This window comes from Pseudomonas sp. PS02290 (genome assembly GCF_029960075.1).
Lineage (GTDB): Bacteria > Pseudomonadota > Gammaproteobacteria > Pseudomonadales > Pseudomonadaceae > Aquipseudomonas.
On the sequence record NZ_JASCOY010000007.1, the window covers coordinates 117,867 to 138,206 of the forward strand.

Sequence of the window (20,340 nt, forward strand, 5' to 3'; positions counted from 1 at the left end):
GGTTTCGAGGGTGTTACAGGACGGCAGATCAGCCGCGGTGACGACCGCGGAAGTAGTTGATCAGGCCCTGGGTCGAAGCGTCTTCAGCGACAGTTTCGTCGGTGCCGACAAGGCGGCTGTAAACGCCTTTGCCCAGCTCCTTGCCCAGTTCAACGCCCCATTGGTCGAAGGCATTCGTGCCCCAGACCACGCTTTGCACGAACACTTTATGCTCGTACATCGCGACCAGCGCGCCAAGGCGGCGAGGGCTGATGCGCTCGACGACAATGGTGTTGCTCGGGCGATTGCCCGGAATGACCTTATGCGGCGCGACGCGCTGCACTTCGTCTTCCGGTACGCCCTTGGCCCGCAGTTCTGCTTCGGCTTCGGGGCGGGTTTTACCCTGCATCAAGGCCTGGCTCTGGGACAGGCAGTTGGCGTACAGCCACTGATGGTGGTCGGACACCGGGTTGAAGCTGACGATCGGCACAATGAAGTCGGCCGGGATCATTTGCGTGCCCTGGTGCAGCAACTGGTGGTATGCATGCTGGCCGTTCGCGCCAACGCCGCCCCAGATGACCGGGCCCGTGTCAGTTTTGACCGGCACGCCGTCCTGGCGAACGCTCTTGCCGTTGGATTCCATGTCCAGCTGTTGCAGGTGCTTGGTGATGTTGCGCAGGTAATGGTCGTACGGCAGGATCGCGTGGCTTTGCGCGCCCCAGAAATTGCCATACCAGATACCCAGCAAGCCCAGCAGAACCGGCATGTTCTCTTCGAACTCGGCGTTCTGGAAATGCTGATCCATGGTGTAGGCGCCGGACAACAGCTCCTTGAAGTTGGACATGCCGATCGCCAGCGCAATAGGCAGGCCAATGGCCGACCACAGCGAGTAACGGCCGCCGACCCAGTCCCACATCGGGAAGATGTTTTCTTCACGAATCCCGAACGCAACCGCCGCGGCGTTGTTGCTCGACACCGCGATGAAGTGGCGATACAACTCGGCTTCGGACCCACCCTGGGCGAGGTACCAGGCGCGGGCAGCGGTGGCGTTCTTCAGGGTTTCGAGGGTAGTGAAGGTCTTGGACGAAACGATGAACAACGTGGTTTCGGCGCGCAGTTTCTGAGTCAGCTCGTGCAGCTCGGTGCCGTCGATGTTTGCCAGATAATGGCAGCGAACGCCTTTCTGCGCGTACGACAACAGCGCTTCGGACACCAGCTCAGGGCCCAGGAACGAACCGCCGATGCCGATATTGACCACGTCGGTGATCGGCTTTTCGGTGTAGCCGCGCCACAGGCCGTCGTGGATGCGCCCGACCAGATCCGTGATCTGGTTCAGCACCTTGTGCACTTCCGGCATCACGTTGACGCCGTTGACCAGCAGCTTGTCGCCCACCGGGCGACGCAGCGCGGTGTGCAGCGCAGGGCGACCTTCAGAAGCGTTGACCAGCTCGCCGTCGTACTGCGCCTTGATGGCGTCTTTCAGGCCGACTTCATTGGCCAGATTGACCAGCAACTGACGGGTCTCGGCAGTGATCAGGTTCTTCGAATAGTCGAGGAACAGACCGGCACTGCTGAGCGTGAATTCGTCGAAACGCTTGGGGTCTGCGTTGAATGCTTCGCGCATGCTGAAATTTTGCATCGCTTGGCGGTGATCTTTGAGCGCCTGCCAGGCGGGCAGGGTAGTGACGTCATGAGGAGTGCGGTAGTACGCCATCGCTGCGGGTTTCCTTGTACTTGAACTGCCTTTTGGACACTGAAAAGCAGGATTGGACATGAATTCGTGGACGCATCAGAGACTAGTCCCCGGCAACGCCGATGTCTGCGCCTTGCTTTACCTTTGCTCGGTACTTTTTCTCACGGAGTAGAGTTGCTGGTCTGACACGAACTGTATCGGTATGGCATTGCGGGTGTGGCTAAGTTCATCGCCAGGGCCCTGCAAAGGCCGAGGCCTGCGCTTCACACTCGGTTTCGCGCAGTGAGCATAGGCGTAGATGCTCATCCGATCACGTGACTTTTGCTTTACACGTGACCGGATGCGTTCTTCAGCCGGGCGGGCAGGTTATTCCCTGACCAGATGCAGGTTGTCGATCAGGCGCGTCTTGCCCATGAACGCCGCGCCCAGCACCACCAGATCATGATCATCCGGGGTCGCAGGACGCAGGCTGACTGCGTTGCGAATCTCCAGGTAATCAGGACGGAAGCCCGCGGCTTCCAGGGCTTTGACGCCATCGCCGATCAACTGCTGATGATCCTGTTCGCCATTCTGCAATGCCGTGCCGATCTGTTTGATCACGCGGTACAACGCAGGCGCTGCAGCGCGCTGGTCTTCAGTCAGGTAGCCATTGCGCGACGACAGGGCCAGGCCATCGGCGGCACGCACGGTGGGTTCGCCGATGATTTGAATGGGCATGTTCAGGTCACGCACCAGCGCATTGACGACAGCCAGTTGCTGGAAATCCTTCTGACCGAAAATCGCGATGTCCGGCTGCACCATGTTGAACAGCTTGCTGACCACCGTCGAAACGCCGTCGAAGTGACCGGGACGGCTGCCGCCACACAGTCCTTCGGACACCACCGGCACACGCACGATGGTCTGATCAGCCATGCCATGGGGGTACATTTCTTCGACCGTCGGCGTGAACAGCAGGTGGCAACCGGCCTGGAGCAACTGCTCCTGATCGGCGGCGAGAGTGCGCGGGTACGACGCAAGGTCTTCGGTGGGACCAAATTGAAGCGGGTTGACGAAGATGCTGGCGATCACGAAATCAGCCCGTTGAACGGCTTTAGTGACCAGGGCGATATGGCCGCTGTGCAGGTTGCCCATGGTGGGCACCAGGGCGATGCGCTTGCCTTCGCTGCGTGCGCGGGCAACGACGGCGCGCAACTCGCGAACGGTTTTAACTGTGTTCATGCCGAGAATCCGTGTTCTGGAGCGGGGAAGCTGACGTCCTTGACCGCGCTGACATACGCGCCAATCGCTGACTGAATGTCCGGCTGACCGGCCATGAAATTCTTCACGAACTTGGGCACGCGGCCGGTGATCGACAGCCCGAGCATGTCATGAAGCACCAGCACCTGACCGTCTGTGGCGCTGCCGGCGCCAATACCGATCACCGGAATCTTCACGGCGTGGGTGATTTCCTGAGCCAGTTCGCTCGGCACGCACTCCAGCAGAATCATCGCGGCGCCGGCCTGCTCAAGGGTAATCGCGTCGGCCCGCATTTGCCGCGCCTGCGACTCCAGGCGACCCTGCACTTTATAGCCGCCCAGCACGTTGACCGCCTGAGGCGTAAGGCCCATGTGCGCACACACCGGAACGCCGCGCTCGGCAAGCAGCCGGATCGAGTCGGCAAGCCACGCCGCGCCTTCGATCTTGACCATGTGCGCACCCGCTTGCATCAGCGTGGCGCTGTTGGCAAAGGTCTGCTCGGGGGTGGCGTAGGACATGAACGGCAGATCCACCAGAATCAGCGCGCCCTGGTTGCCGCGTTTGACGCCGGCCACGTGGTACGCCATTTCAGCGGTGGTGACGGGCAGCGTGCTGTCGTGGCCCTGAAGGACCATGCCCAGCGAGTCGCCGACCAGCAGCACTTCAACGCCGGCCTGGCTGGCGGTGTGGGCAAAAGTCGCGTCGTAGCAGGTGAGCATGGTGATTTTTTCACCTTTTTGCTTCAGAGCCAGCAGGGACGTAACGGTGATATCGGGCATGGAAAGTCCTCATTCAGGCGCTGTGAATACTGCGGCGAGCAACGCGTGATTCATCTTGGGAGGCAGGCACATCGTCGTTTCGCGATGTTTGCAACGGCCTGATCCGCGCCTTGTGGCCGGTCGCCCGGCTTTGGGACGCTTATCTTCGTGAGGAGGGGGCGGGAAGTCAATTCCGGGTGTTACCGGTTTGAACGTACCTGCAGAAAGGCGTTAGCTCGGCAATCGCTCCAGGCCTTCGAACGGGCACTGGGCAAGCAAATCATTCAGCGCGCGGCCATCGGCGAAGGTGATCCCCGGCGCCAGCTCGGCCAGTGGGTACAGCACAAACGCGCGCACCTGCATCTGATAGTGAGGCACCTTCAGGCGCGGCTCATCGATGAGGCGATCGCCGAACAGCAAGATGTCGAGGTCCAGCGTGCGCGGCCCCCAGCGTTCGAGGCGTTCGCGGCCCTGATCGTTTTCGATGCCCTGCAAGGCATCAAGCAGCGTGAGAGGGGGGAGCGACGTGTCGAGCGCCGCGACCGCATTGGTGTAACGCGGCTGACCCGGCAACAGCGAGTCGCTGACATAAAAGGAGGAAACGCCTGACAGACTGCTCTGCGGTAACAGGCCCATAGCCTTGATCGCTTCTCGCAACTGTTCGGCAGGGTCGGCCAGGTTGCTACCCAGGCCGATGTAAACGCGCTCGATCATCGGGTGTTATTCCGCCCCGTCGACGCCGGCGCGTTTGCGCTTGCCGCTGCTGCTGCGACGGCGTTTGCGCGGAGCCTGGCCGGTAGCGTCTGGCTTGCTGCCCAGGTCACGAATCATGTCGCGGCGTTCGGAGTCGTTGGCGTCTTGATAATCCGTCCACCATTCACCCAGCCCGTCGGTTTCTTCGCCGGCCAGTTCACGCAGCAACAGAAAATCGTAGCCGGCACGGAACCGCGGGTTTTCCAGCAGCAGGTCGGCGCGTTTGCCCGAGCGGCGCGGCAGACGTTCCTGCATGTCCCAGATCTCGCGGATCGGCATGGTGAAGCGTTTCGGAATCGCGATCCGCTGGCACTGTTCGGTGATCAGTTCGTGGGCCGCTTCCTGCATGGCCGGGATCGGCGGCATGCCGCGCTCTTGCAGACGCAGCACGCGGGCGGGCAGGGCAGGCCACAGTAATGCGGCAAACAGGAACGCTGGCGTAACCGGTTTGTTCTGCTTGATGCGCAGATCGGTGTTGGCCAGCGCTTCGCTGATCAGCGTGTGGGTATAGGTTGGATTGTATTCCAGCGCTTTGGAGCTGGCCGGAAACAGGGGCTCGAACAATTCGAGATCGACGAGCATCTCGAACGTCGCTTCGGCGTAACCCGAGAGGAACAGCTTCAGGACTTCTTCAAACAGACGCGCCGAAGGGATGTCGCGCAGCATGGGCGCCAGCGGGCGGATAGGCGTGGCGCTGTGCTTCTCGATACCGAAATCCAGCTTGGCGGCGAAACGCACGGCCCGCAGCATGCGCACCGGGTCTTCCTTGTAACGCTGCTGCGGATCACCGATCAGACGAATCAGGCGATTGCGGATGTCGTGCACACCATTGGCGTAATCGAGGACGCGCTCGGTGACCGGATCGTAATACAGGGCGTTGATCGTGAAGTCGCGACGCTGGGCGTCGTCTTCGAGGGTGCCGTAGACGTTGTCACGCAGAATGCGCCCGCTCTCGTTGCGTGAAGACTGGTTACTGTCTTCATCTTCGTCGTCGATCGGGTGATTGGCGCGGAACGTCGCGACTTCAATGATTTCACGGCCGAAATGGATATGAACCAATTTGAAGCGGCGGCCGATGATACGGGCGTTGCGAAACTCGGCGCGGATCTGCTCGGGCGTGGCACTGGTGGCGACGTCGAAATCCTTGGGAGTGATGCCGAGCATCATGTCGCGGACGCAGCCGCCCACCAGATAGGCCTGGTAGCCGGCGGTCTGCAGGCGCTCGACGATGTTCACCGCATAGCGGCTGAATTGATTGCGTTGCAACGAATGCTGGCTGCTGCTGAGCACTTCAGGCGTTGTGCGCACATGTTGCTGCGGCTTGCGCAGTGGGGAACGGAATGACTGGAACAGCTTCTTCAGCATGGGAGGCACTGTTTGAAGGAATATTCGGCCAATTTCGAAGAGTGACCGCACGATGGGCGGGGATTCTAGCATTTAGTCGGGGGATGGTGTAGGAGGCAGCGCGATGGGTGCGTGCGGGTACTGAATGCGCTGCGTGGCGCGGGGTGTCGAGCGGGGAGAGTGTTTAGTGCAGATGCTACTGGGGGAGCCGAAGCTCCCCCAAAGTGCGTGCTCTTATTTTTATTGTCTGATGGGCTTTTTATTTTTGTTGACCGCCCAATTCACGGCTTTCGCCTGTGAAACCTCCCAATCGGGAGTCAAGAGCAAACGGATTGCTTTGGTCGCTGTGCGGCAGTGATCTATCGATCCAACCAGTTCAGGCTCTACCTAAGGGTAGTTTTTGTTGTTCTCGGCCTGGTTGCGGGACAAGTCCCAAATGCAACGCCTCTCCAAAAGAATCAGTTAGCTGCGCCTCCGCCGTGTTGTTCTTGTTATGCGTGAGTCGATTCGTCTTGTTTTTATTATGTTGGTGTTTCAGGTGACTGATTTTTGTTGTTCTTGTACGAATACCTATAGCAGTACCTGTGCCAACTTTTGCAAATCGAGCTGCAGGCCTTTGAATCCAGGGGTGTGGCAAATTGACGCTATTTTGCTCAGGCGAAAAAAAACCGGGGGTTCGTTACCGTACGCCCCGGTTTTGTTACGCCACCGTTTTTGAGGTAACAGTTTTTTCACATTCCCCGTAACCCGCGTGCCAGAGCCCGCGCAGGGACGGACTCACGTTTCGCTGGCCACTCCGGTCTTGCGCCGCGGGATGCCCAGGCGTTGGCGACGCTCCCACAAGCATTTGCGGCTGACGCCCAGCTTGCGGGCCAGCTCGGTTTCAGTCATGTGGTCCTGATGCTCCAGAACGAAGTGCTGGAAATAGTCCTCCAGCGACAAGTCCTCGGTCGGCTCGCCAGCGGTGGAGCTTGACGAGCCTGACGTTTGCGGGGCAAGGCCGATGAACTCGTTGACGTCGAGATCGCTCAGCTCGATATCGATGCCCAACAGCTCCGCGGAGATGTCCGGGCTTTCGCACAGGATCACTGCGCGCTCGACCGCATTCTCCAGCTCCCGCACGTTGCCTGGCCACGAATAGTGCCGAATAGCCTGCTCGGCGTCCGGTGCAAAACGCAGGTCGTTGCGGCCGGCCTTGAGGCTTTGCCGCGCCAGAAACGCATTGGCGATCTCGTTGACGTCCGCACCGCGTTCACGCAATGCGGGCAGCTTCAGCGCGATCACGTGAAGGCGGTAGTACAAGTCCTCGCGGAACTGGCCGACTTTGGCCAGGCTCTTGAGGTCTCGGTGAGTCGCTGCAATCAGGCGCACGTCGACTTTCTGCGACTGCACCGAGCCCACGCGGCGAATTTCGCCTTCCTGCAGGACGCGCAGGAGTCTCGCCTGAGCCTCCAAGGGCAGCTCGCCGATCTCATCGAGGAAGAGAGTGCCGCCGTCCGCCGCTTCGACCAGACCGGCACGCCCGGCGCTGGCACCGGTGAAGGCGCCTTTTTCGTGGCCGAACAGTTCGGATTCGATAAGGGATTCAGGGATCGCCGCACAGTTGACCGAAATCATCGGGGCCTTGGCGCGACGGGAAAGGTTATGCAGCGCGCGGGCCACCAGTTCCTTGCCCGTACCGGACTCTCCCTGAATCAGCACGTTGGAGTCGGTTGGCGCGACTTTGCGGATCTTGCTGTACATGTCCTGCATCGGCGGGCAGGAGCCGATGATGCCGATCTCACCATTGCTGTTGTCCGGACCGGACTTGTCGCCCGTCGCCGTTTTTGCGGTGGCGGCGCGTTCGGCCTGCATGCTTTGCAGCGTCTGGCGATCACGAAGAATGCGTGAGACGGCCTGAAGCATTTCGTCGTGGTCGAAAGGTTTGGCGATGTAATCCACCGCGCCCATTTTCATCGAATCCACGGCCGAGCGCAGGCTGGCGTAACTGGTCATGATCAGCACCGGCTTGCCCTGGCCGAGCTTGATCAGCTCTGTGCCAGGCGCGCCGGGCAGGCGTAAGTCGCTGACGATCAGGTCAAACGAAGGGATGCTGAAACGTTCCTGAGCTTCCTGCACGGATCCGGCTTCGCTGACCTGGTACTGATTACGTTCCAACAGTCGACGCAGGGCGGAGCGGATGATGGTTTCGTCTTCCACGATCAAAATGTGAGGCATTGATTCGGTTCTCTCGACGGTCTCAGTTCACGGCGGACGTCGCTTCGACATGTCGCGGTAAGGTCACCCGAATTCGGGTTCCGCGTTGGTGCTCGGGGTCAGCCGGGCTGTCGATGGTGATTTGTCCATAATGCTCTTCAACGATGGAATAGACCAGCGCGAGCCCCAGTCCTGTTCCTTCGCCCGGATCCTTGGTGGTGAAGAAAGGTTCGAACAAGCGGTCCATGATGGCTTTCGGAATGCCGCTGCCTTCGTCTTCCACGATCAGGTCGACCGTGTGTTCGGAAGCCTCGCTTTTCACCCGTACCGCACTGCCGGCGGGCGATGCGTCGCGGGCGTTTGACAGCAGGTTGATCAACACCTGTGCGAGCCGCTGTGGATCACCGTCCACCCAGTGGTTCGGCTTGCACAGGTTATAGAACTGCACTTCGAAATTGCGCCGGTTCAACGCCAGCAGACCAATGGCATCCTGCGCCACCTCTGCCAGGCACACCGGTTCGTCAGCATGTTGATGCCCGCCGGCGTGGGCGAAGCTCATCAGCGACTGCACGATGCGGGAAACGCGTTTGGTCTGCTCGATGATCTGGCTGCTGATTTCCGTCAACTCGGCGTCTTCTTCGCGTTCTTCGCGCAGGTTCTGCGCCAGGCAGGCGATGCCGGTGATCGGGTTGCCGATTTCGTGGGCAACGCCGGCAGCCAGTCGACCAATGCTCGCAAGACGCTCGGAGTGCACCAGTTTGTCTTCCAGCATCTGCGTATCAGTCAGGTCTTCGACCAGAATCACCAGCCCGCTGTTACCCGGCGCAAGCGGCTCATCAATGGCCGCCTTGTGCAGGTTGAGCCAGCGAGTCTGACCGTCGAGGCCCAGGCGCTGCTTGTGCAAGTGCTCGTCCGGGACATTGATGAACCCCAGCAGCAGCTGCTTCCAGGGATCAACGATGGTTTCGAGCCGTGACCCGACAACGCGCTGAGCGCCGATACCGGTCAGCTCCTCCATAGCCTTGTTCCACATCAGGATCTCCTGATCCTTGGCCAGGGAGCACACGCCCATCGGCAACTCTTGCAGGGTCTGGCGGTGATAACGGCGCAGGGCGTCGAGCTCGGCAGCCAGGCCGGTGAGGCGGGAGTGGTAATCCTCAAGGCGGCTTTCGATGAAGTGAATATCCTCGGTGACATAGTTCTCACTGCCGGACTTGTAAGGCAGAAACGTCTCAACCATGTCCTGCGCCACACTTGGCCCCATCAGCCCTGAAAGGTTGGCTTCGATACGGTCGCGCAAACGCCGCAGGGCGTAAGGCCGGCGCTCGTCGAACGGCAGATAAAGGTCCCGCAGCGCTTGTTCGACTTCCTTCTGCGCAGCTTTCGCGCCCAGGGGTTTGGCCAGTTGAGTGGCGAACTCCTGGGGTGAAGCAGCGTGAAGTTCGCGACGCTGTGGGCGGCGAACGTTGTCCACTGCGCAGGCCTCGGCCGCACTTGCCTCTTCTGGACTGGGATTGCTGAACAGCGAAATCAGGGTGAACACCAGCACGTTGGCCGCCAACGAGGCAATTGCAGCCATGTGCCAGCTGGTGTCATCCAGCACGTAAATCATGTTCAGCAGCGGGATGTAGAACCCCTGGAAGTCGCCGATCAGCGGCAGCAACATGCTGATGGTCCAGACCGCAATGCCGGCAATGAGGCCAGCCATGAAGCCGCGTCGGTTGGCGGCCGGCCAGTACAGCACCGATAGCACGCCGGGAAGGAACTGCAATGTCGCAACGAACGCGACGATGCCCAGATTCGCCAGATTCTGCTTGGCGCCGAGCAACAGATAAAAGCCAAAGCCGGCCATGATGATCGCGACAATCAGCCCGCGCCGGGTCCATTTCAGCCAGCGATAGATATTGCCTTCGGCAGGCGGCTGGTAAAGCGGCAGCACCAGGTGGTTCAGCGCCATGCCGGACAGCGCCAGGGTGGTGACGATGATCAGCCCGCTCGCCGCAGAAAGCCCGCCGATATAGCCGAGCAAGGCCAGGGTCTTGCTGTGGGCGGCGATGCCAATACCCAAAGTGAAATATTCAGGGCTGGTGGTGGCGCCCAGCTTCAATCCGGCCCACAGCACCAAGGGTACCGCCAGACTCATCAGCAGCAGAAACAGCGGCAGGCCCCAGCTGGCGCTGACCAGCGAGCGCGGATTGAGGTTTTCGGTAAAGGTCATGTGATACATGTGCGGCATCACGATGGCCGAGGCGAAGAACACCAGCAGGAGCGTACGCCACGGGCCTTCCTGCAGTGGCGTGTGCAACGCCGCCAGTGCGCTCTGGTTTTGCAGCAGCCATTGCTCAAGGCTCTGCGGCCCATCGAACACGCCATACAGCGCGTACAGACCGATGCCGCCGATGGCGACCAGCTTGATGACCGACTCGAAGGCGATGGCGAATACCAGCCCTTCGTGTTTTTCCCGCGTGGCGATGTGGCGCGAGCCGAAGAAGATGGTGAACAGCGTGATCAGCACACAGAACGCAAAAGCCACGTAGTTGCGCACCGGCTCCCGGGTCAGAATGCCGATGGAGTCGGCAACGGCCTGGATCTGCAGTGCCAGCAACGGCAAGACGCCGATCAGCATGAAGATCGTGGTCAGTGCGCCCGCCCAGGTGCTGCGAAAGCGAAAGGCGAACAGATCGGCCAGTGACGAGAGCTGGTAGGTGCGGGTGATCTTGAGAATGGGGTAGAGCAGGACGGGGGCGAGCAGGAAAGCGCCGGACACGCCCAGGTAACTCGACAGAAAACCGTAGCCGTATTCGTAAGCCAGCCCCACCGTGCCGTAAAACGCCCACGCACTGGCGTAGACGCCAAGCGACAGCGTGTAGGTCAGGGGGTGACGAATGATCCAGCGCGGGATCAGGCCACGTTCGCTGATCCAGGCAACGCCGAACAGCACCGTCAGGTAGGCGGCACTGACCAGAATCATCTGGGTCAGGCTAAAGCTCATCGGCATCTCGTTGGCTCTGCAGAATGAAGGTCACTACGATCAGGATCAGCCACAGCATGTACGGCCTGTACCAGGCGCCCGTGGCATCGATCCACCAGTCCATGATGGCCGGGGAAAACAGGTAGATACCCACCACCAGCAGCAGGACCAATCGATAGATATACATTTGGCCTCCCAGGTTGACTGACCAGAAGATGACGGAGCGGCATGGTAACGGATGGCGATGGGGCTGCAAGCGACGTTTCCGCCAGCTTTGTGCTGCCTCCCTGTGAATCGGCTGCGCGAGCTCAGTCTATTCGAGCTTCTTCGATATAGCCCAGGCGGGGTATCGAATCGGCATTCCAGTGGGCAATGGCCCAATCCAGTACCTCTCGGGGCGTAGCGTGTTTCAGTTCATCCGGCGTCTTTTGCCCCAGTGCGCGCAGCCCTCGAAGCAGCAACGGCGTGGCCTGATCGGGTGGCAGGGGTGGCGAACGGTAGGATTTACCCAGTTTATGGCCGTCGGGTTGGGTGATCAGAGGCACATGAAGGTAGCGGGGTTGCGGCAGGCCCAGCAGTTCCTGCAGGTACAGCTGACGTGGCGTGGAGTCGAGCAGATCAGCGCCCCGTACGATGTCGGTTACGCCCTGCCAGCCGTCGTCGAGGACCACCGCCAGTTGGTAGGCGTAAAAGCCGTCGCGGCGACGAATGATGAAATCGCCCGCGTCGTGCCCCAGATGCTGCCGAAACTCGCCCTGCGCGCGGTCTTCGAAGCGGTATTCCAGCTCAGGCACCCGAATGCGGATGGCCGCGTCTTCGGGTGAGTGCCCGGCGTTCCGGCAAAAACCCGGGTAAATGCCGTTGTAGCCTTCCAGTTGCTTGCGCGAACAGGTGCAGGCGTAAGCGAGCCCATGGCTGAACCACTGATGGATGATCGCCTGATAAGCCTCATGCCGGTCGCTTTGCCTCACCAGTTCGCCGTCCCATTCGAACCCGTAGGCTTCGAGGGTCTGGAGTATCCCCGCCTGGGCACCCGGAACCTCGCGGGGAGGGTCGAGATCTTCCATGCGCATCAGCCATTTTCCGCCGACCGAACGGGCGTCGAGATAGGAGGCCAGCGCTGCGACCAGAGAGCCGAAGTGCAGATAACCGCTGGGGGTCGGCGCAAAGCGCCCTATATAAGAAGGGGTTTTCATGGGCGCTGATGGTACTGGAAATAAAACGTACGAAATACCGGACGACCTGTCGTGCAGTGTGGGAAAACGCGACGCTCCCGTAGGGCGCTTTCCAGCCCACACCGTCGGGTGCTCGTCCGGTCAATGCGGGGAAACAAAAAAGGACGCCGAGGCGTCCTTTTTACTGGATCAACAGGATCACTTACCGACCTGTTTTTCCTTGATTTCAGCGAGGCTTTTGCAGTCAACGCACATGTCGGCCGTTGGACGGGCCTCAAGGCGCTTGATACCGATCTCGACGCCGCACGATTCGCACCAGCCGTATTCCTTGTCCTGAATCAGCTGCAGCGTCTTGTCGATCTTCTTGATCAACTTGCGCTCACGATCGCGGGCGCGCAGTTCCAGCGCGAATTCTTCTTCCTGGCTTGCACGGTCTGCAGGGTCAGGGAAGTTAGCCGCCTCGTCCTTCATGTGAACAACCGTGCGGTCAACTTCTACCATCAACTCCTGTTTCCACTTGGACAGGATCTTGGTGAAGTGCTTGCGCATGGGGTCGCCCATGTATTCCTCACCCTTTGTCGCGACGTAGGGTTCGAAACCACTGATTGCCGGGGTGCTCTTTTGCTTTTCTTCGGTGGGCATGAACGGACCGCCTCTCACTCTTCTAAGCCATTACACAGGTTAAGATCCATCGCCGACACCTGCCGGCCCTGCGGCTGCAAGCGGGCGAACTTACCAGATCGAATCGGAGCGCGCTACTCCCGGTTGTCGAGGATGGCCCGCAGCACGCACGTGGACTATGACCACAGCCTGAGCGCCCGGTTTTATCTATTTTCCACTGCGCTGAGTTTAGTGCCTGCGGCGCGAGCGCCCGGTTTTCTGGACTGTCGGCGGCAAGTCGCTGCTGCTCCGGCCGATAAACGCTGTAGCCCGCCCGGGCGGATGAGTAGAATCGGCGACTTATCTCGCCACCCCTCACCAAAGGAAGGCCCATGCCACAGCCCTACAGTGCGCGCAGCCGCGCCATCGAACCCTTTCATGTCATGGCGCTGCTGGCGCGGGCCAATGAACTGCAAGCGGCGGGGCATGACGTTATCCACCTGGAGATCGGCGAGCCGGATTTCACCACGGCCGAGCCGATCATCAAGGCCGGTCAGGCGGCGTTGGCCGCTGGCAAGACCCGTTACACGGCGGCCCGTGGTCTGCCGGAACTGCGCGAGGCCATCTCGGGCTTTTACGCTCAGCGTTACGGCGTGAACGTCGATCCGGGCAGGATTTTGATTACGCCAGGCGGTTCGGGTGCACTGCTACTGGCGGCAAGTCTGCTGGTCGATCCCGGCAAACACTGGCTGCTGGCCGATCCGGGTTACCCGTGCAACCGGCATTTTCTGCGCCTTGTGGAGGGGGCTGCGCAGTTGGTGCCCGTGGGGCCGGACGTGCGTTATCAACTGACGGCCGATCTGGTCGCTCAATACTGGAACGAGGACAGCGCCGGTGCGCTGGTGGCTTCTCCAGCCAATCCGACCGGGACTTTGCTGCACCGCGACGAGCTTGCCGCGCTTTCGGCGTCGCTCAAGGCACGGGATGGGCACCTGGTGGTGGACGAGATTTATCACGGTCTGACCTACGGCACCGACGCGAGCAGCGTGCTGGAAGTCGATAACGACGCCTTCGTGCTGAATAGTTTTTCCAAGTATTTCGGCATGACCGGTTGGCGACTCGGTTGGCTGGTTGCCCCTGAGGCGGCGGTCGGTGATCTGGAAAAGCTGGCGCAGAATCTTTACATCAGCGCGCCGAGCATGGCGCAAAGTGCGGCACTCGCCTGTTTCGAGCCGCAGACCCTGGAGATCCTCGAACAACGTCGTGCCGAGTTTGCCCGCCGTCGCGACTTCTTGCTTCCGGCGCTGCGCGAACTGGGCTTTAACATTGCTGTGGAGCCAGAAGGCGCCTTCTATCTATACGCAGACATCAGCGCGTTCGGTGGTGACGCGTTCGCGTTCTGTCATCACTTTCTGGAAACCGAGCACGTCGCATTTACTCCCGGGCTGGATTTCGGTCGGTACCGCGCCGGCCATCATGTGCGCTTCGCCTACACCCAAAGCCTGCCTCGGCTTCAGGAGGCGGTCGAGCGAATAGGTCGGGGTCTGCGGAGCTGGCAAGGCTGATGCGTTTCTCACCTCCACTTGAAGAAGGCCGGCTGATTCAGCGCTACAAGCGCTTCCTTGCCGACATCGAGACCGCCAGCGGCGAGCGGCTGACGATTCACTGTCCCAACACGGGTTCGATGTTCAATTGCATGATGCCGGGTGGCCGGGTCTGGTTCAGCCGCTCCAATGACCCCAAGCGCAAGCTGCCGGGCACTTGGGAAATTACCGAAACACCACAGGGGCGGCTCGCCTGCGTCAACACCGCGCGCGCCAACAGGCTGGTGGAAGAAGCACTTCTGGCCGGCGTGATCACGGAATTGGAAGGGTTTACGGCGCTCAAGCGCGAGGTCGCCTATGGCCAGGAAAACAGCCGCATCGACTTCCGTCTGGATTACCCCGATGGCCCGCTGTACCTGGAAGTCAAAAGCGTGACCCTGGGTTTTAATGACAGCCGGGTCGCTGCGTTTCCCGATGCGGTCACTCAGCGCGGCGCGAAGCACCTGCGTGAATTGGCGGCCCTGGCCAGGGAGGGCGTGCGCGCCGTGTTGCTGTATTGCGTGAACCTCACAGACATCGATGCCGTGCGGCCCGCCGCCGAAATCGACGCGGCCTACGCCGCTGCCTTGCTTGAGGCGGCAGCAGCAGGGGTTGAAGTCCTGGCGTACGGCGTGGAGCTCACCCCTGACGAAGTGCGTATTGATCGGCGCCTTGAGATTCACCTCACGGAAACGCGCCCTCTCAGTCCAGTGCCACTGGATTGATCCAGATGCCCTGAGCGTCTTCGCCGCAGTCGATAGCCCTCAGGGATTTGCCCTCGCAAGGGCCGGCGACGCACTCGCCGTTCTCGATCAGGAACAGCGCACCGTGAGTGGTGCACTGGATCAGACTGGCGCTGGCATCGAGAAACTCATCGGGCTGCCATTCCAGCGCCACCCCACGATGGGGACACCGATTGGCGTACACATAAACCTGCCCCCCTCGCCGGACGGCCAAAATCTTGAGCTCATCAACCTCGAACCCGAGGCTTTTGCCTTCAATCAGCGCAGCGCTGTCGCACAGGTATTTCAGCGTGGTCTCCTTGGCGCTTGACGCTCAAATGCAAATAATTATCAAATGCCTGGCCGTAGCAGGCTGTGCATTCTGCCAGCAGTCAAACCCGTCAGTCGATGAACGAAATCCAGCCAGTCGCGCCTTGAGGTGATCGACTGCGCCTTCCTTTATAGAGGACGCACCTTTTATGCGCTTCACCGCCCAGCTGATCGCGATCGTGACAGGGCTGTTTATTGCCCATCTGGCAACGGCCGCGTCACCCGAGCCGCAACGCTGGGTCAGTGCCGGCGGCGCCTTGACGGAATGGATCGTCGCGCTGGGCGGGGAATCGCATCTGGTGGGCGTGGACAGCACGAGCCAGCACCCGCCATCGGTCAAATCGCTGCCGGGCATTGGCTACCAGCGGCAGTTGTCGGCGGAAGGCATTCTCACGTTGCGTCCGAAGATTCTGATAGGCACCGAAGAAATGGGGCCTCCGCCGGTCATCCAGCAATTGCGCACGGCCGGCGTGCAAGTGGAGGTGCTGTCGGCGAGTGCAGAGTTGCCTGCGCTGCGGGCCAATCTTGAAAGGCTAGGCGCGTTATTGGGCAAGGAAGGCGAGGCGCGGCAGTTGAGCGACCAATACATCCAGCGGCTCGCGGCGGAGCATGAGCGAGTGATGCAACTGAAGCGTTCCGCGCCCGGTGTTCTGTTGCTGGTCAGTCATGCAGGCAGCGCGCCGATGGTGGCTGGCGCAGGCACTGTCGGCGACTGGCTGATCGCCCAGGCGGGTGGCCGCAACCTGGCTACCCACACTGGCTATAAAGTGTTTTCCAATGAGGCACTGAGCGGGCTGAATCCTGAAGTGCTCGTTGTCAGCGATCGGGCTCAAAACGGTGTCCAGCCTCGCGAGGCATTGCTGCGTGAAAACCCACTCCTCGGGGCAACCAGGGCCGTCCGGGATAACCGCGTAATCGAGATTGACCCGACGTTACTGGTGGGCGGTCTTGGGCCTCGATTGCCGGACGCCGTGAAGTCGTTGGCAGACGCCTTCTATCCTCACGCCGCAGCGCTCAACGCCAGGGTCTCGAACGCTCAATGAAGCTTGATCTTGCCCCCAAAACGCTGTTCATCGCACTGGGCCTGGCCTGTTTGCTGGCGATATGGCTGTCCCTTGCGCTCGGGCCTGTCAGTCTGCCAATGATGGACACCTTGCGCGCGTTTCTTCATCTGGTGGGCGTGCCCGTGGCGGAGGACAACCTGCAACAGGCGGAACTGATCGTGGGCCAGATCCGCCTGCCTCGCACGTTGCTCGGGTTGGCAGTAGGTTCAGTGCTCGCCTTGTCCGGCGTGGCGATGCAGGGTCTGTTCCGCAACCCCTTGGCGGATCCCGGTCTGGTCGGGGTTTCCAGTGGCGCGGCATTGGGGGCGGCGGTAGCCATCGTCGCCGGAGCATCCCTGGGAGGTTTGCCTGAGGTGTTCCAGCCGTATCTGCTGTCCATCTGCGCCTTCGCCGGTGGGCTTGGTGTTACCGCAATCGTCTATCGGCTCGGACGCCGCGATGGCCGAACCAGCGTCAGCACCATGCTGCTGGCGGGGGTGGCGATGACCGCGCTGGCCGGTTCGATCATCGGCCTGTTCACGTATCTGGCCGATGACGCCAGCCTCCGGACGCTGACGTTCTGGAATCTGGGCACGCTCAACGGCGCCAGTTATGCCCGGCTCTGGCCTCTTTTGCTGGTTTGCGTGGCGGTTACCCTCTGGCTGCCGCGTCGAGCCAAGGCGCTCAATGCGTTGCTGCTGGGAGAGTCGGAGGCGCGTCACCTGGGCATCGAGGTCGAACGCCTCAAGCGTGAGCTGATTTTGTGCATCGCCCTCGGCGTGGGGGCCGCCGTTGCGGCGGCGGGGCTAATCGGTTTCATCGGTCTCATCGTGCCGCACCTGGTGCGACTGCTGACCGGGCCGGACCACCGCGTTGTTCTTCCCGCCTCGGCGCTGGCAGGCGCCACGCTGCTGCTCTTCGCAGACATCTTCGCCCGACTGGTGATGGCCCCTGCGGAGCTGCCGATCGGGATTGTCACCGTGTTCATTGGCGCGCCGTTTTTTCTATTCCTGCTGGTTCGAGGGCGTAGCTGATGTTGATCGCCAATGACTTGGGCATCATGCGTGATGGCAAACAGGTGGTCGCCAACATCGACTTGGCATTGGCGCCCGGTCAGATGCTTGGCGTGCTGGGCCCCAATGGTGCCGGGAAAAGTACGCTGATGGCTGCCCTGTGCGGCGAGCTTGCCCCGACCCACGGCCAGGTGTTGCTGGACGACATTCCCCTCAATCAGTGGCGTGGCCCCGAGCGGGCGCGGCGGCTGGCTGTACTGCCGCAGAGTTCGACGTTGAGCTTCGCGTTCAAGGTCGAGGAAGTGGTTGCGATGGGCCGCTTGCCCCATGACAGCGGCCAGCAGCGTGACGGGGAAATTATCCAGTACGCTCTTGCGGCCGCCGATGGGCTTCACCTACTGGGTCGCAGCTATTTGACGCTGTCGGGGGGCGAGCGTCAGCGCGTCCATCTGGCGCGAGTGCTGGCTCAGGTGTGGCCCGGCGAGGAGGGCCAGATCCTTCTGCTGGACGAGCCGACCTCGGCGCTCGACCCGCTGCATCAGCACACCACGCTGCTAGCGGTTCGCGCGTTCGCCGACCGTGGCGGCGCGGTAATGGTGATCCTGCATGACTTGAATCTGGCCGCCCGTTATTGCGATCACCTGTTGTTGCTGAATCTGGGGCGGGCACATCTATCCGGCACACCCCAGCAAGTGCTGAAGCCTGAAGCGCTGAAGTCGGTATTCGGCCTGGATGTTCTGGTACAGCCCCATCCAGAGCGTGGGCATCCGCTGGTGATCGCTCGCTGAAATGGGGCTCGGATCGACCGGCATAAGTTGCCCATATCAACGCAGCAGCCCCATTTTCGATGCCCGTGCGGGCAACGTCCTTCGGACAATTCTTGTAATCACGTAGGGCTGCTCTTTTGCGTCTTTGTGACCGTTCAGGCACAGCCGTTCTCGATTATCGTCGCCCCAGGCAAAGACATTGAGGGTGTGTGATGAACGACCTAAACGAAGCAATTGACGTGTATGAGGTCGAAGCGTCGCTGGCGCAACTGGCTGTTGGACTGATGGAATTGGCGTCGTTAAATGCCGACGACACGCCTGAAAAGATTATTGCGTTGTGTCATCGAGCTCTGACACCTGTGGGGCATGTTGCCGCGGTTTGCGTAATGCCCAGATTCGCAGGACTGGCGCGGCGCACGCTCGACAGGCTTCATGCGCGGGAGATCAAGGTCGTGGCCGCGGTCAATTTCCCCAGCGGTTCGCCTTCTGTCAGCTCCGCCGAGTCGGAAACCCAGGCGGCAATCCTTGCGGGCGCCGACGAAATCGATCTGGTTTATCCCTTCCATGCGCTACTGGGCGGGGACAGGCAGATCGGCGCAGACATCATCAGTGCCTGCAAAGCCAGGTGTGCTCGGGCAGCATTGACCGTCACGCTGGAAACCGGCGTGCTGCGTGATCCGCAGGTCATTCACGGTGCAAGCTGTGTGGCGATTGAGGAGGGCGCCAATTTTCTGAAAACCAGCACGGGCAAACACATCATCAACGCAACGCCCCAGGCCAGCCGAATTTTGATTGCGGCCATCGCCGAGTCAGGCGCCCATGTGGGCATCAACGTTTCCGGAAATGTGCGGACCCTCGATGAAGCGCGGGTGCACATGGATCTGGTCAGGGCACGATTCGGCCCCCGCTGGCTTGAGCAGGGGAGACTGCGGCTCGGGGCGACCAGCCTGCTGGATGATCTGATGGTCCGTCTGGGTGTGGGCCATTAAATCGCAGGCAAAAAAAGACCCGGCAAAGAGCCGGGTCAAAAACCGTGATTAGCCTGATGAGGAGATAATCTGAGAGTCCGAACCAAGGAGCCTTTCAGGTTATCGGCCAGTCTCGCGACCGGATGTGATAATCATAGTGATTCTCATTTGTAAGTCAACGGTGTTCTGCAGACTATTTTGCTGTGCGAGCTCAGCGTTCCCCGATTGCCCCAGGGCTCACGTTCCTCAATTCGGTGTCCAGGGAATCTTTGTATGCTTGAGGCAGCTCGCTCCAAAGGCGATTTGACAACGCGCCCTCGAGTGAATACAGCAGCGCTTTGGATGCTCGGAAACCCCTGACCTTGACGGCCCGGTAGGCCTGGATTGCGCCAAGACGGCGCAGGTCGGCGACAGTGTGAATGCCCGCAGCGTGAAGCCATTGAACCGAGGTCTTGCCAAGATTCTTCATCCCCAGTAACTCATCGTCCATGATTGCAGCCCTTTCCAGTCATTCCGTGTAATAACTTCTCCGTAGGCTCGACACAAACTGAAAAGGCGAACCATGCCCTTGAGCGTAGACGACCTCGAGTCAGGCTGCGGGAGAATGTCAGCGGAACGCGGGCCACGCCGCCGAACGGTAGGGGTCAGGTGAGGAGGAAAGGCGAGCACGGGCCCGGCACGGCGGCGCATGCGGGGCGAGGCATAGAGCGAGGTTTGGCGGCTGTGATGAGGTCAGCGGGTGCGATAGCGCAGGCGCGTACCGAAATTGACCGACATGAGGATTTCGTCAGCACTGAGCTCTGGCGGAAAGTACGCCCCGGATATCTGCGCATGGGCGATGCTTGCACCCTCGAGCCTGGTTGTCCGGAAGTCAACGCCACGCAGGTCCGCAGATCTGAAGTAGGCGTCGCTGAAATCGACCTCTTCAGCGTTGAGTTCACGCAGGTCTAGACCACGGAAATCCCCAGCCGAAAGATCAACAGGGCCCTGCTTGGGCCGTTCAAGGTTGAAGGCGGTCACGTCGTCTTTTCGCAGCAATGCGAACAGGGGCGAGTCGAGCTGCTTGGGCTGGTTCATCTGACGTCTCCTTTGTTGGAATTCTGACGCCACTATAATGCCACTAGTGTCGAGCCGTGAAGCGATATCCTTCACGACTCGACCACTGGTTTGGCCGGCGTGTTACAGGCCCGGCAGATGCTGACGGATGTC

Annotated in this window: 19 protein-coding genes; 6 read left to right on the plus strand and 13 right to left on the minus strand. The window is 60.7% G+C overall.

Features of this window, described 5'->3' with window-relative positions:
- Window positions 1-28: 28 nt before the first annotated feature.
- The 10 genes from pgi to dksA form a co-directional block, all read right to left on the minus strand.
- Window positions 29-1,693, minus strand: coding sequence for a glucose-6-phosphate isomerase (gene pgi / locus QMX88_RS06155; RefSeq protein ID WP_192174607.1), 1,665 nt, complete (start codon window positions 1,691-1,693; stop codon window positions 29-31).
- A gap of 345 nt (window positions 1,694-2,038) precedes the next feature.
- A complete protein-coding gene (gene panC, locus QMX88_RS06160) occupies window positions 2,039-2,890 on the minus strand; it encodes a pantoate--beta-alanine ligase (protein ID WP_282367319.1) in 852 nt (283 codons plus the stop codon).
- On the minus strand, window positions 2,887-3,687 hold the full coding sequence (gene panB / locus QMX88_RS06165; RefSeq protein ID WP_192174609.1) for a 3-methyl-2-oxobutanoate hydroxymethyltransferase: 801 nt from the start codon (window positions 3,685-3,687) through the stop codon (window positions 2,887-2,889). Before panB ends, panC begins: the two co-directional genes overlap by 4 nt.
- A 210-nt stretch (window positions 3,688-3,897) precedes the next feature.
- Entirely contained in the window at window positions 3,898-4,380 is a 483-nt protein-coding gene (gene folK, locus QMX88_RS06170) for a 2-amino-4-hydroxy-6-hydroxymethyldihydropteridine diphosphokinase (RefSeq protein ID WP_192174610.1), read from the minus strand.
- Window positions 4,381-4,386: 6 nt separating this feature from the next.
- Window positions 4,387-5,784: a polynucleotide adenylyltransferase PcnB gene (locus QMX88_RS06175; protein ID WP_192174611.1), complete on the minus strand. Its 1,398-nt coding sequence runs from the start codon at window positions 5,782-5,784 to the stop codon at window positions 4,387-4,389.
- Between the two features lie 756 nt (window positions 5,785-6,540).
- On the minus strand, window positions 6,541-7,980 hold the full coding sequence (locus QMX88_RS06180; RefSeq protein ID WP_133776134.1) for a sigma-54-dependent transcriptional regulator: 1,440 nt from the start codon (window positions 7,978-7,980) through the stop codon (window positions 6,541-6,543).
- A gap of 22 nt (window positions 7,981-8,002) precedes the next feature.
- Window positions 8,003-10,957 carry a sensor histidine kinase gene (locus QMX88_RS06185; protein ID WP_282367324.1) on the minus strand — a complete coding sequence of 985 codons (2,955 nt, stop codon included), beginning with the start codon at window positions 10,955-10,957 and terminating at the stop codon, window positions 8,003-8,005.
- Complete coding sequence (locus tag QMX88_RS06190; protein ID WP_002552060.1) at window positions 10,941-11,117, minus strand: hypothetical protein; 177 nt, start codon at window positions 11,115-11,117, stop codon at window positions 10,941-10,943. Before QMX88_RS06190 ends, QMX88_RS06185 begins: the two co-directional genes overlap by 17 nt.
- Window positions 11,118-11,238: 121 nt before the next feature.
- Window positions 11,239-12,126 carry a tRNA glutamyl-Q(34) synthetase GluQRS gene (gene gluQRS / locus QMX88_RS06195; protein ID WP_282367325.1) on the minus strand — a complete coding sequence of 296 codons (888 nt, stop codon included), beginning with the start codon at window positions 12,124-12,126 and terminating at the stop codon, window positions 11,239-11,241.
- A 177-nt stretch (window positions 12,127-12,303) separates the two neighbouring features.
- On the minus strand, window positions 12,304-12,747 hold the full coding sequence (gene dksA / locus QMX88_RS06200; protein ID WP_065988293.1) for an RNA polymerase-binding protein DksA: 444 nt from the start codon (window positions 12,745-12,747) through the stop codon (window positions 12,304-12,306).
- Window positions 12,748-13,097: 350 nt separating this feature from the next.
- Between dksA and QMX88_RS06205 the strand changes: the two genes are divergently transcribed.
- Together QMX88_RS06205 and sfsA are read left to right on the plus strand one after the other, a co-directional pair.
- Window positions 13,098-14,270 (plus strand): pyridoxal phosphate-dependent aminotransferase, encoded by a 1,173-nt coding sequence (locus tag QMX88_RS06205; RefSeq protein WP_282367326.1) that lies wholly within the window; start codon window positions 13,098-13,100, stop codon window positions 14,268-14,270.
- A complete protein-coding gene (gene sfsA / locus QMX88_RS06210; protein WP_282367327.1) occupies window positions 14,270-15,013 on the plus strand; it encodes a DNA/RNA nuclease SfsA in 744 nt (247 codons plus the stop codon). The genes QMX88_RS06205 and sfsA overlap by 1 nt, the downstream gene beginning before the upstream one ends.
- Here the strand turns inward: sfsA and QMX88_RS06215 are convergent.
- A complete protein-coding gene (locus tag QMX88_RS06215; RefSeq protein WP_282367345.1) occupies window positions 14,991-15,320 on the minus strand; it encodes a Rieske (2Fe-2S) protein in 330 nt (109 codons plus the stop codon). The two genes, sfsA and QMX88_RS06215, sit on opposite strands and share 23 nt — an antisense overlap.
- Window positions 15,321-15,489: 169 nt before the next feature.
- On the opposite strand from QMX88_RS06215, the gene QMX88_RS06220 reads away from it, so the two are divergent.
- From QMX88_RS06220 to deoC, 4 genes are all read left to right on the plus strand, one after another.
- Window positions 15,490-16,383, plus strand: coding sequence for a heme/hemin ABC transporter substrate-binding protein (locus tag QMX88_RS06220; RefSeq protein ID WP_192174616.1), 894 nt, complete (start codon window positions 15,490-15,492; stop codon window positions 16,381-16,383).
- Window positions 16,384-16,433: 50 nt separating this feature from the next.
- Window positions 16,434-17,417 carry a FecCD family ABC transporter permease gene (locus QMX88_RS06225; protein WP_282367347.1) on the plus strand — a complete coding sequence of 328 codons (984 nt, stop codon included), beginning with the start codon at window positions 16,434-16,436 and terminating at the stop codon, window positions 17,415-17,417.
- Window positions 17,417-18,184 carry a heme ABC transporter ATP-binding protein gene (locus QMX88_RS06230; protein WP_192174617.1) on the plus strand — a complete coding sequence of 256 codons (768 nt, stop codon included), beginning with the start codon at window positions 17,417-17,419 and terminating at the stop codon, window positions 18,182-18,184. The genes QMX88_RS06225 and QMX88_RS06230 overlap by 1 nt, the downstream gene beginning before the upstream one ends.
- 191 nt (window positions 18,185-18,375) lie before the next feature.
- Window positions 18,376-19,152: a deoxyribose-phosphate aldolase gene (gene deoC, locus QMX88_RS06235; protein WP_192174618.1), complete on the plus strand. Its 777-nt coding sequence runs from the start codon at window positions 18,376-18,378 to the stop codon at window positions 19,150-19,152.
- 190 nt (window positions 19,153-19,342) lie between these two features.
- Here deoC and QMX88_RS06240 read toward each other — a convergent pair whose 3' ends face one another.
- Together QMX88_RS06240 and QMX88_RS06245 are read right to left on the minus strand one after the other, a co-directional pair.
- A complete protein-coding gene (locus QMX88_RS06240; protein WP_282367328.1) occupies window positions 19,343-19,621 on the minus strand; it encodes a TfoX/Sxy family protein in 279 nt (92 codons plus the stop codon).
- 242 nt (window positions 19,622-19,863) lie between these two features.
- The gene (locus QMX88_RS06245; RefSeq protein WP_192174620.1) at window positions 19,864-20,208 is read right to left on the minus strand and encodes a pentapeptide repeat-containing protein; all 345 of its coding nucleotides are present in this window, start codon (window positions 20,206-20,208) and stop codon (window positions 19,864-19,866) included.
- Between the last annotated feature and the right edge of the window lie 132 nt (window positions 20,209-20,340).

Bases quoted from the DNA above. Each gene is read 5' to 3' on its own strand.
- pgi (WP_192174607.1), bottom strand. From the start codon at position 1,693: ATGGCGTACTACCGCACTCCTCATGACGTCACTACCCTGCCCGCCTGG.
- panC (WP_282367319.1), bottom strand. From the start codon at position 2,890: ATGAACACAGTTAAAACCGTTCGCGAGTTGCGCGCCGTCGTTGCCCGC.
- panB (WP_192174609.1), bottom strand. From the start codon at position 3,687: ATGCCCGATATCACCGTTACGTCCCTGCTGGCTCTGAAGCAAAAAGGT.
- folK (WP_192174610.1), bottom strand. From the start codon at position 4,380: ATGATCGAGCGCGTTTACATCGGCCTGGGTAGCAACCTGGCCGACCCT.
- QMX88_RS06175 (WP_192174611.1), bottom strand. From the start codon at position 5,784: ATGCTGAAGAAGCTGTTCCAGTCATTCCGTTCCCCACTGCGCAAGCCG.
- QMX88_RS06180 (WP_133776134.1), bottom strand. From the start codon at position 7,980: ATGCCTCACATTTTGATCGTGGAAGACGAAACCATCATCCGCTCCGCC.
- QMX88_RS06185 (WP_282367324.1), bottom strand. From the start codon at position 10,957: ATGCCGATGAGCTTTAGCCTGACCCAGATGATTCTGGTCAGTGCCGCC.
- QMX88_RS06190 (WP_002552060.1), bottom strand. From the start codon at position 11,117: ATGTATATCTATCGATTGGTCCTGCTGCTGGTGGTGGGTATCTACCTG.
- gluQRS (WP_282367325.1), bottom strand. From the start codon at position 12,126: ATGAAAACCCCTTCTTATATAGGGCGCTTTGCGCCGACCCCCAGCGGT.
- dksA (WP_065988293.1), bottom strand. From the start codon at position 12,747: ATGCCCACCGAAGAAAAGCAAAAGAGCACCCCGGCAATCAGTGGTTTC.
- QMX88_RS06205 (WP_282367326.1), top strand. From the start codon at position 13,098: ATGCCACAGCCCTACAGTGCGCGCAGCCGCGCCATCGAACCCTTTCAT.
- sfsA (WP_282367327.1), top strand. From the start codon at position 14,270: ATGCGTTTCTCACCTCCACTTGAAGAAGGCCGGCTGATTCAGCGCTAC.
- QMX88_RS06220 (WP_192174616.1), top strand. From the start codon at position 15,490: ATGCGCTTCACCGCCCAGCTGATCGCGATCGTGACAGGGCTGTTTATT.
- QMX88_RS06230 (WP_192174617.1), top strand. From the start codon at position 17,417: ATGTTGATCGCCAATGACTTGGGCATCATGCGTGATGGCAAACAGGTG.
- deoC (WP_192174618.1), top strand. From the start codon at position 18,376: ATGAACGACCTAAACGAAGCAATTGACGTGTATGAGGTCGAAGCGTCG.
- QMX88_RS06240 (WP_282367328.1), bottom strand. From the start codon at position 19,621: ATGGACGATGAGTTACTGGGGATGAAGAATCTTGGCAAGACCTCGGTT.
- QMX88_RS06245 (WP_192174620.1), bottom strand. From the start codon at position 20,208: ATGAACCAGCCCAAGCAGCTCGACTCGCCCCTGTTCGCATTGCTGCGA.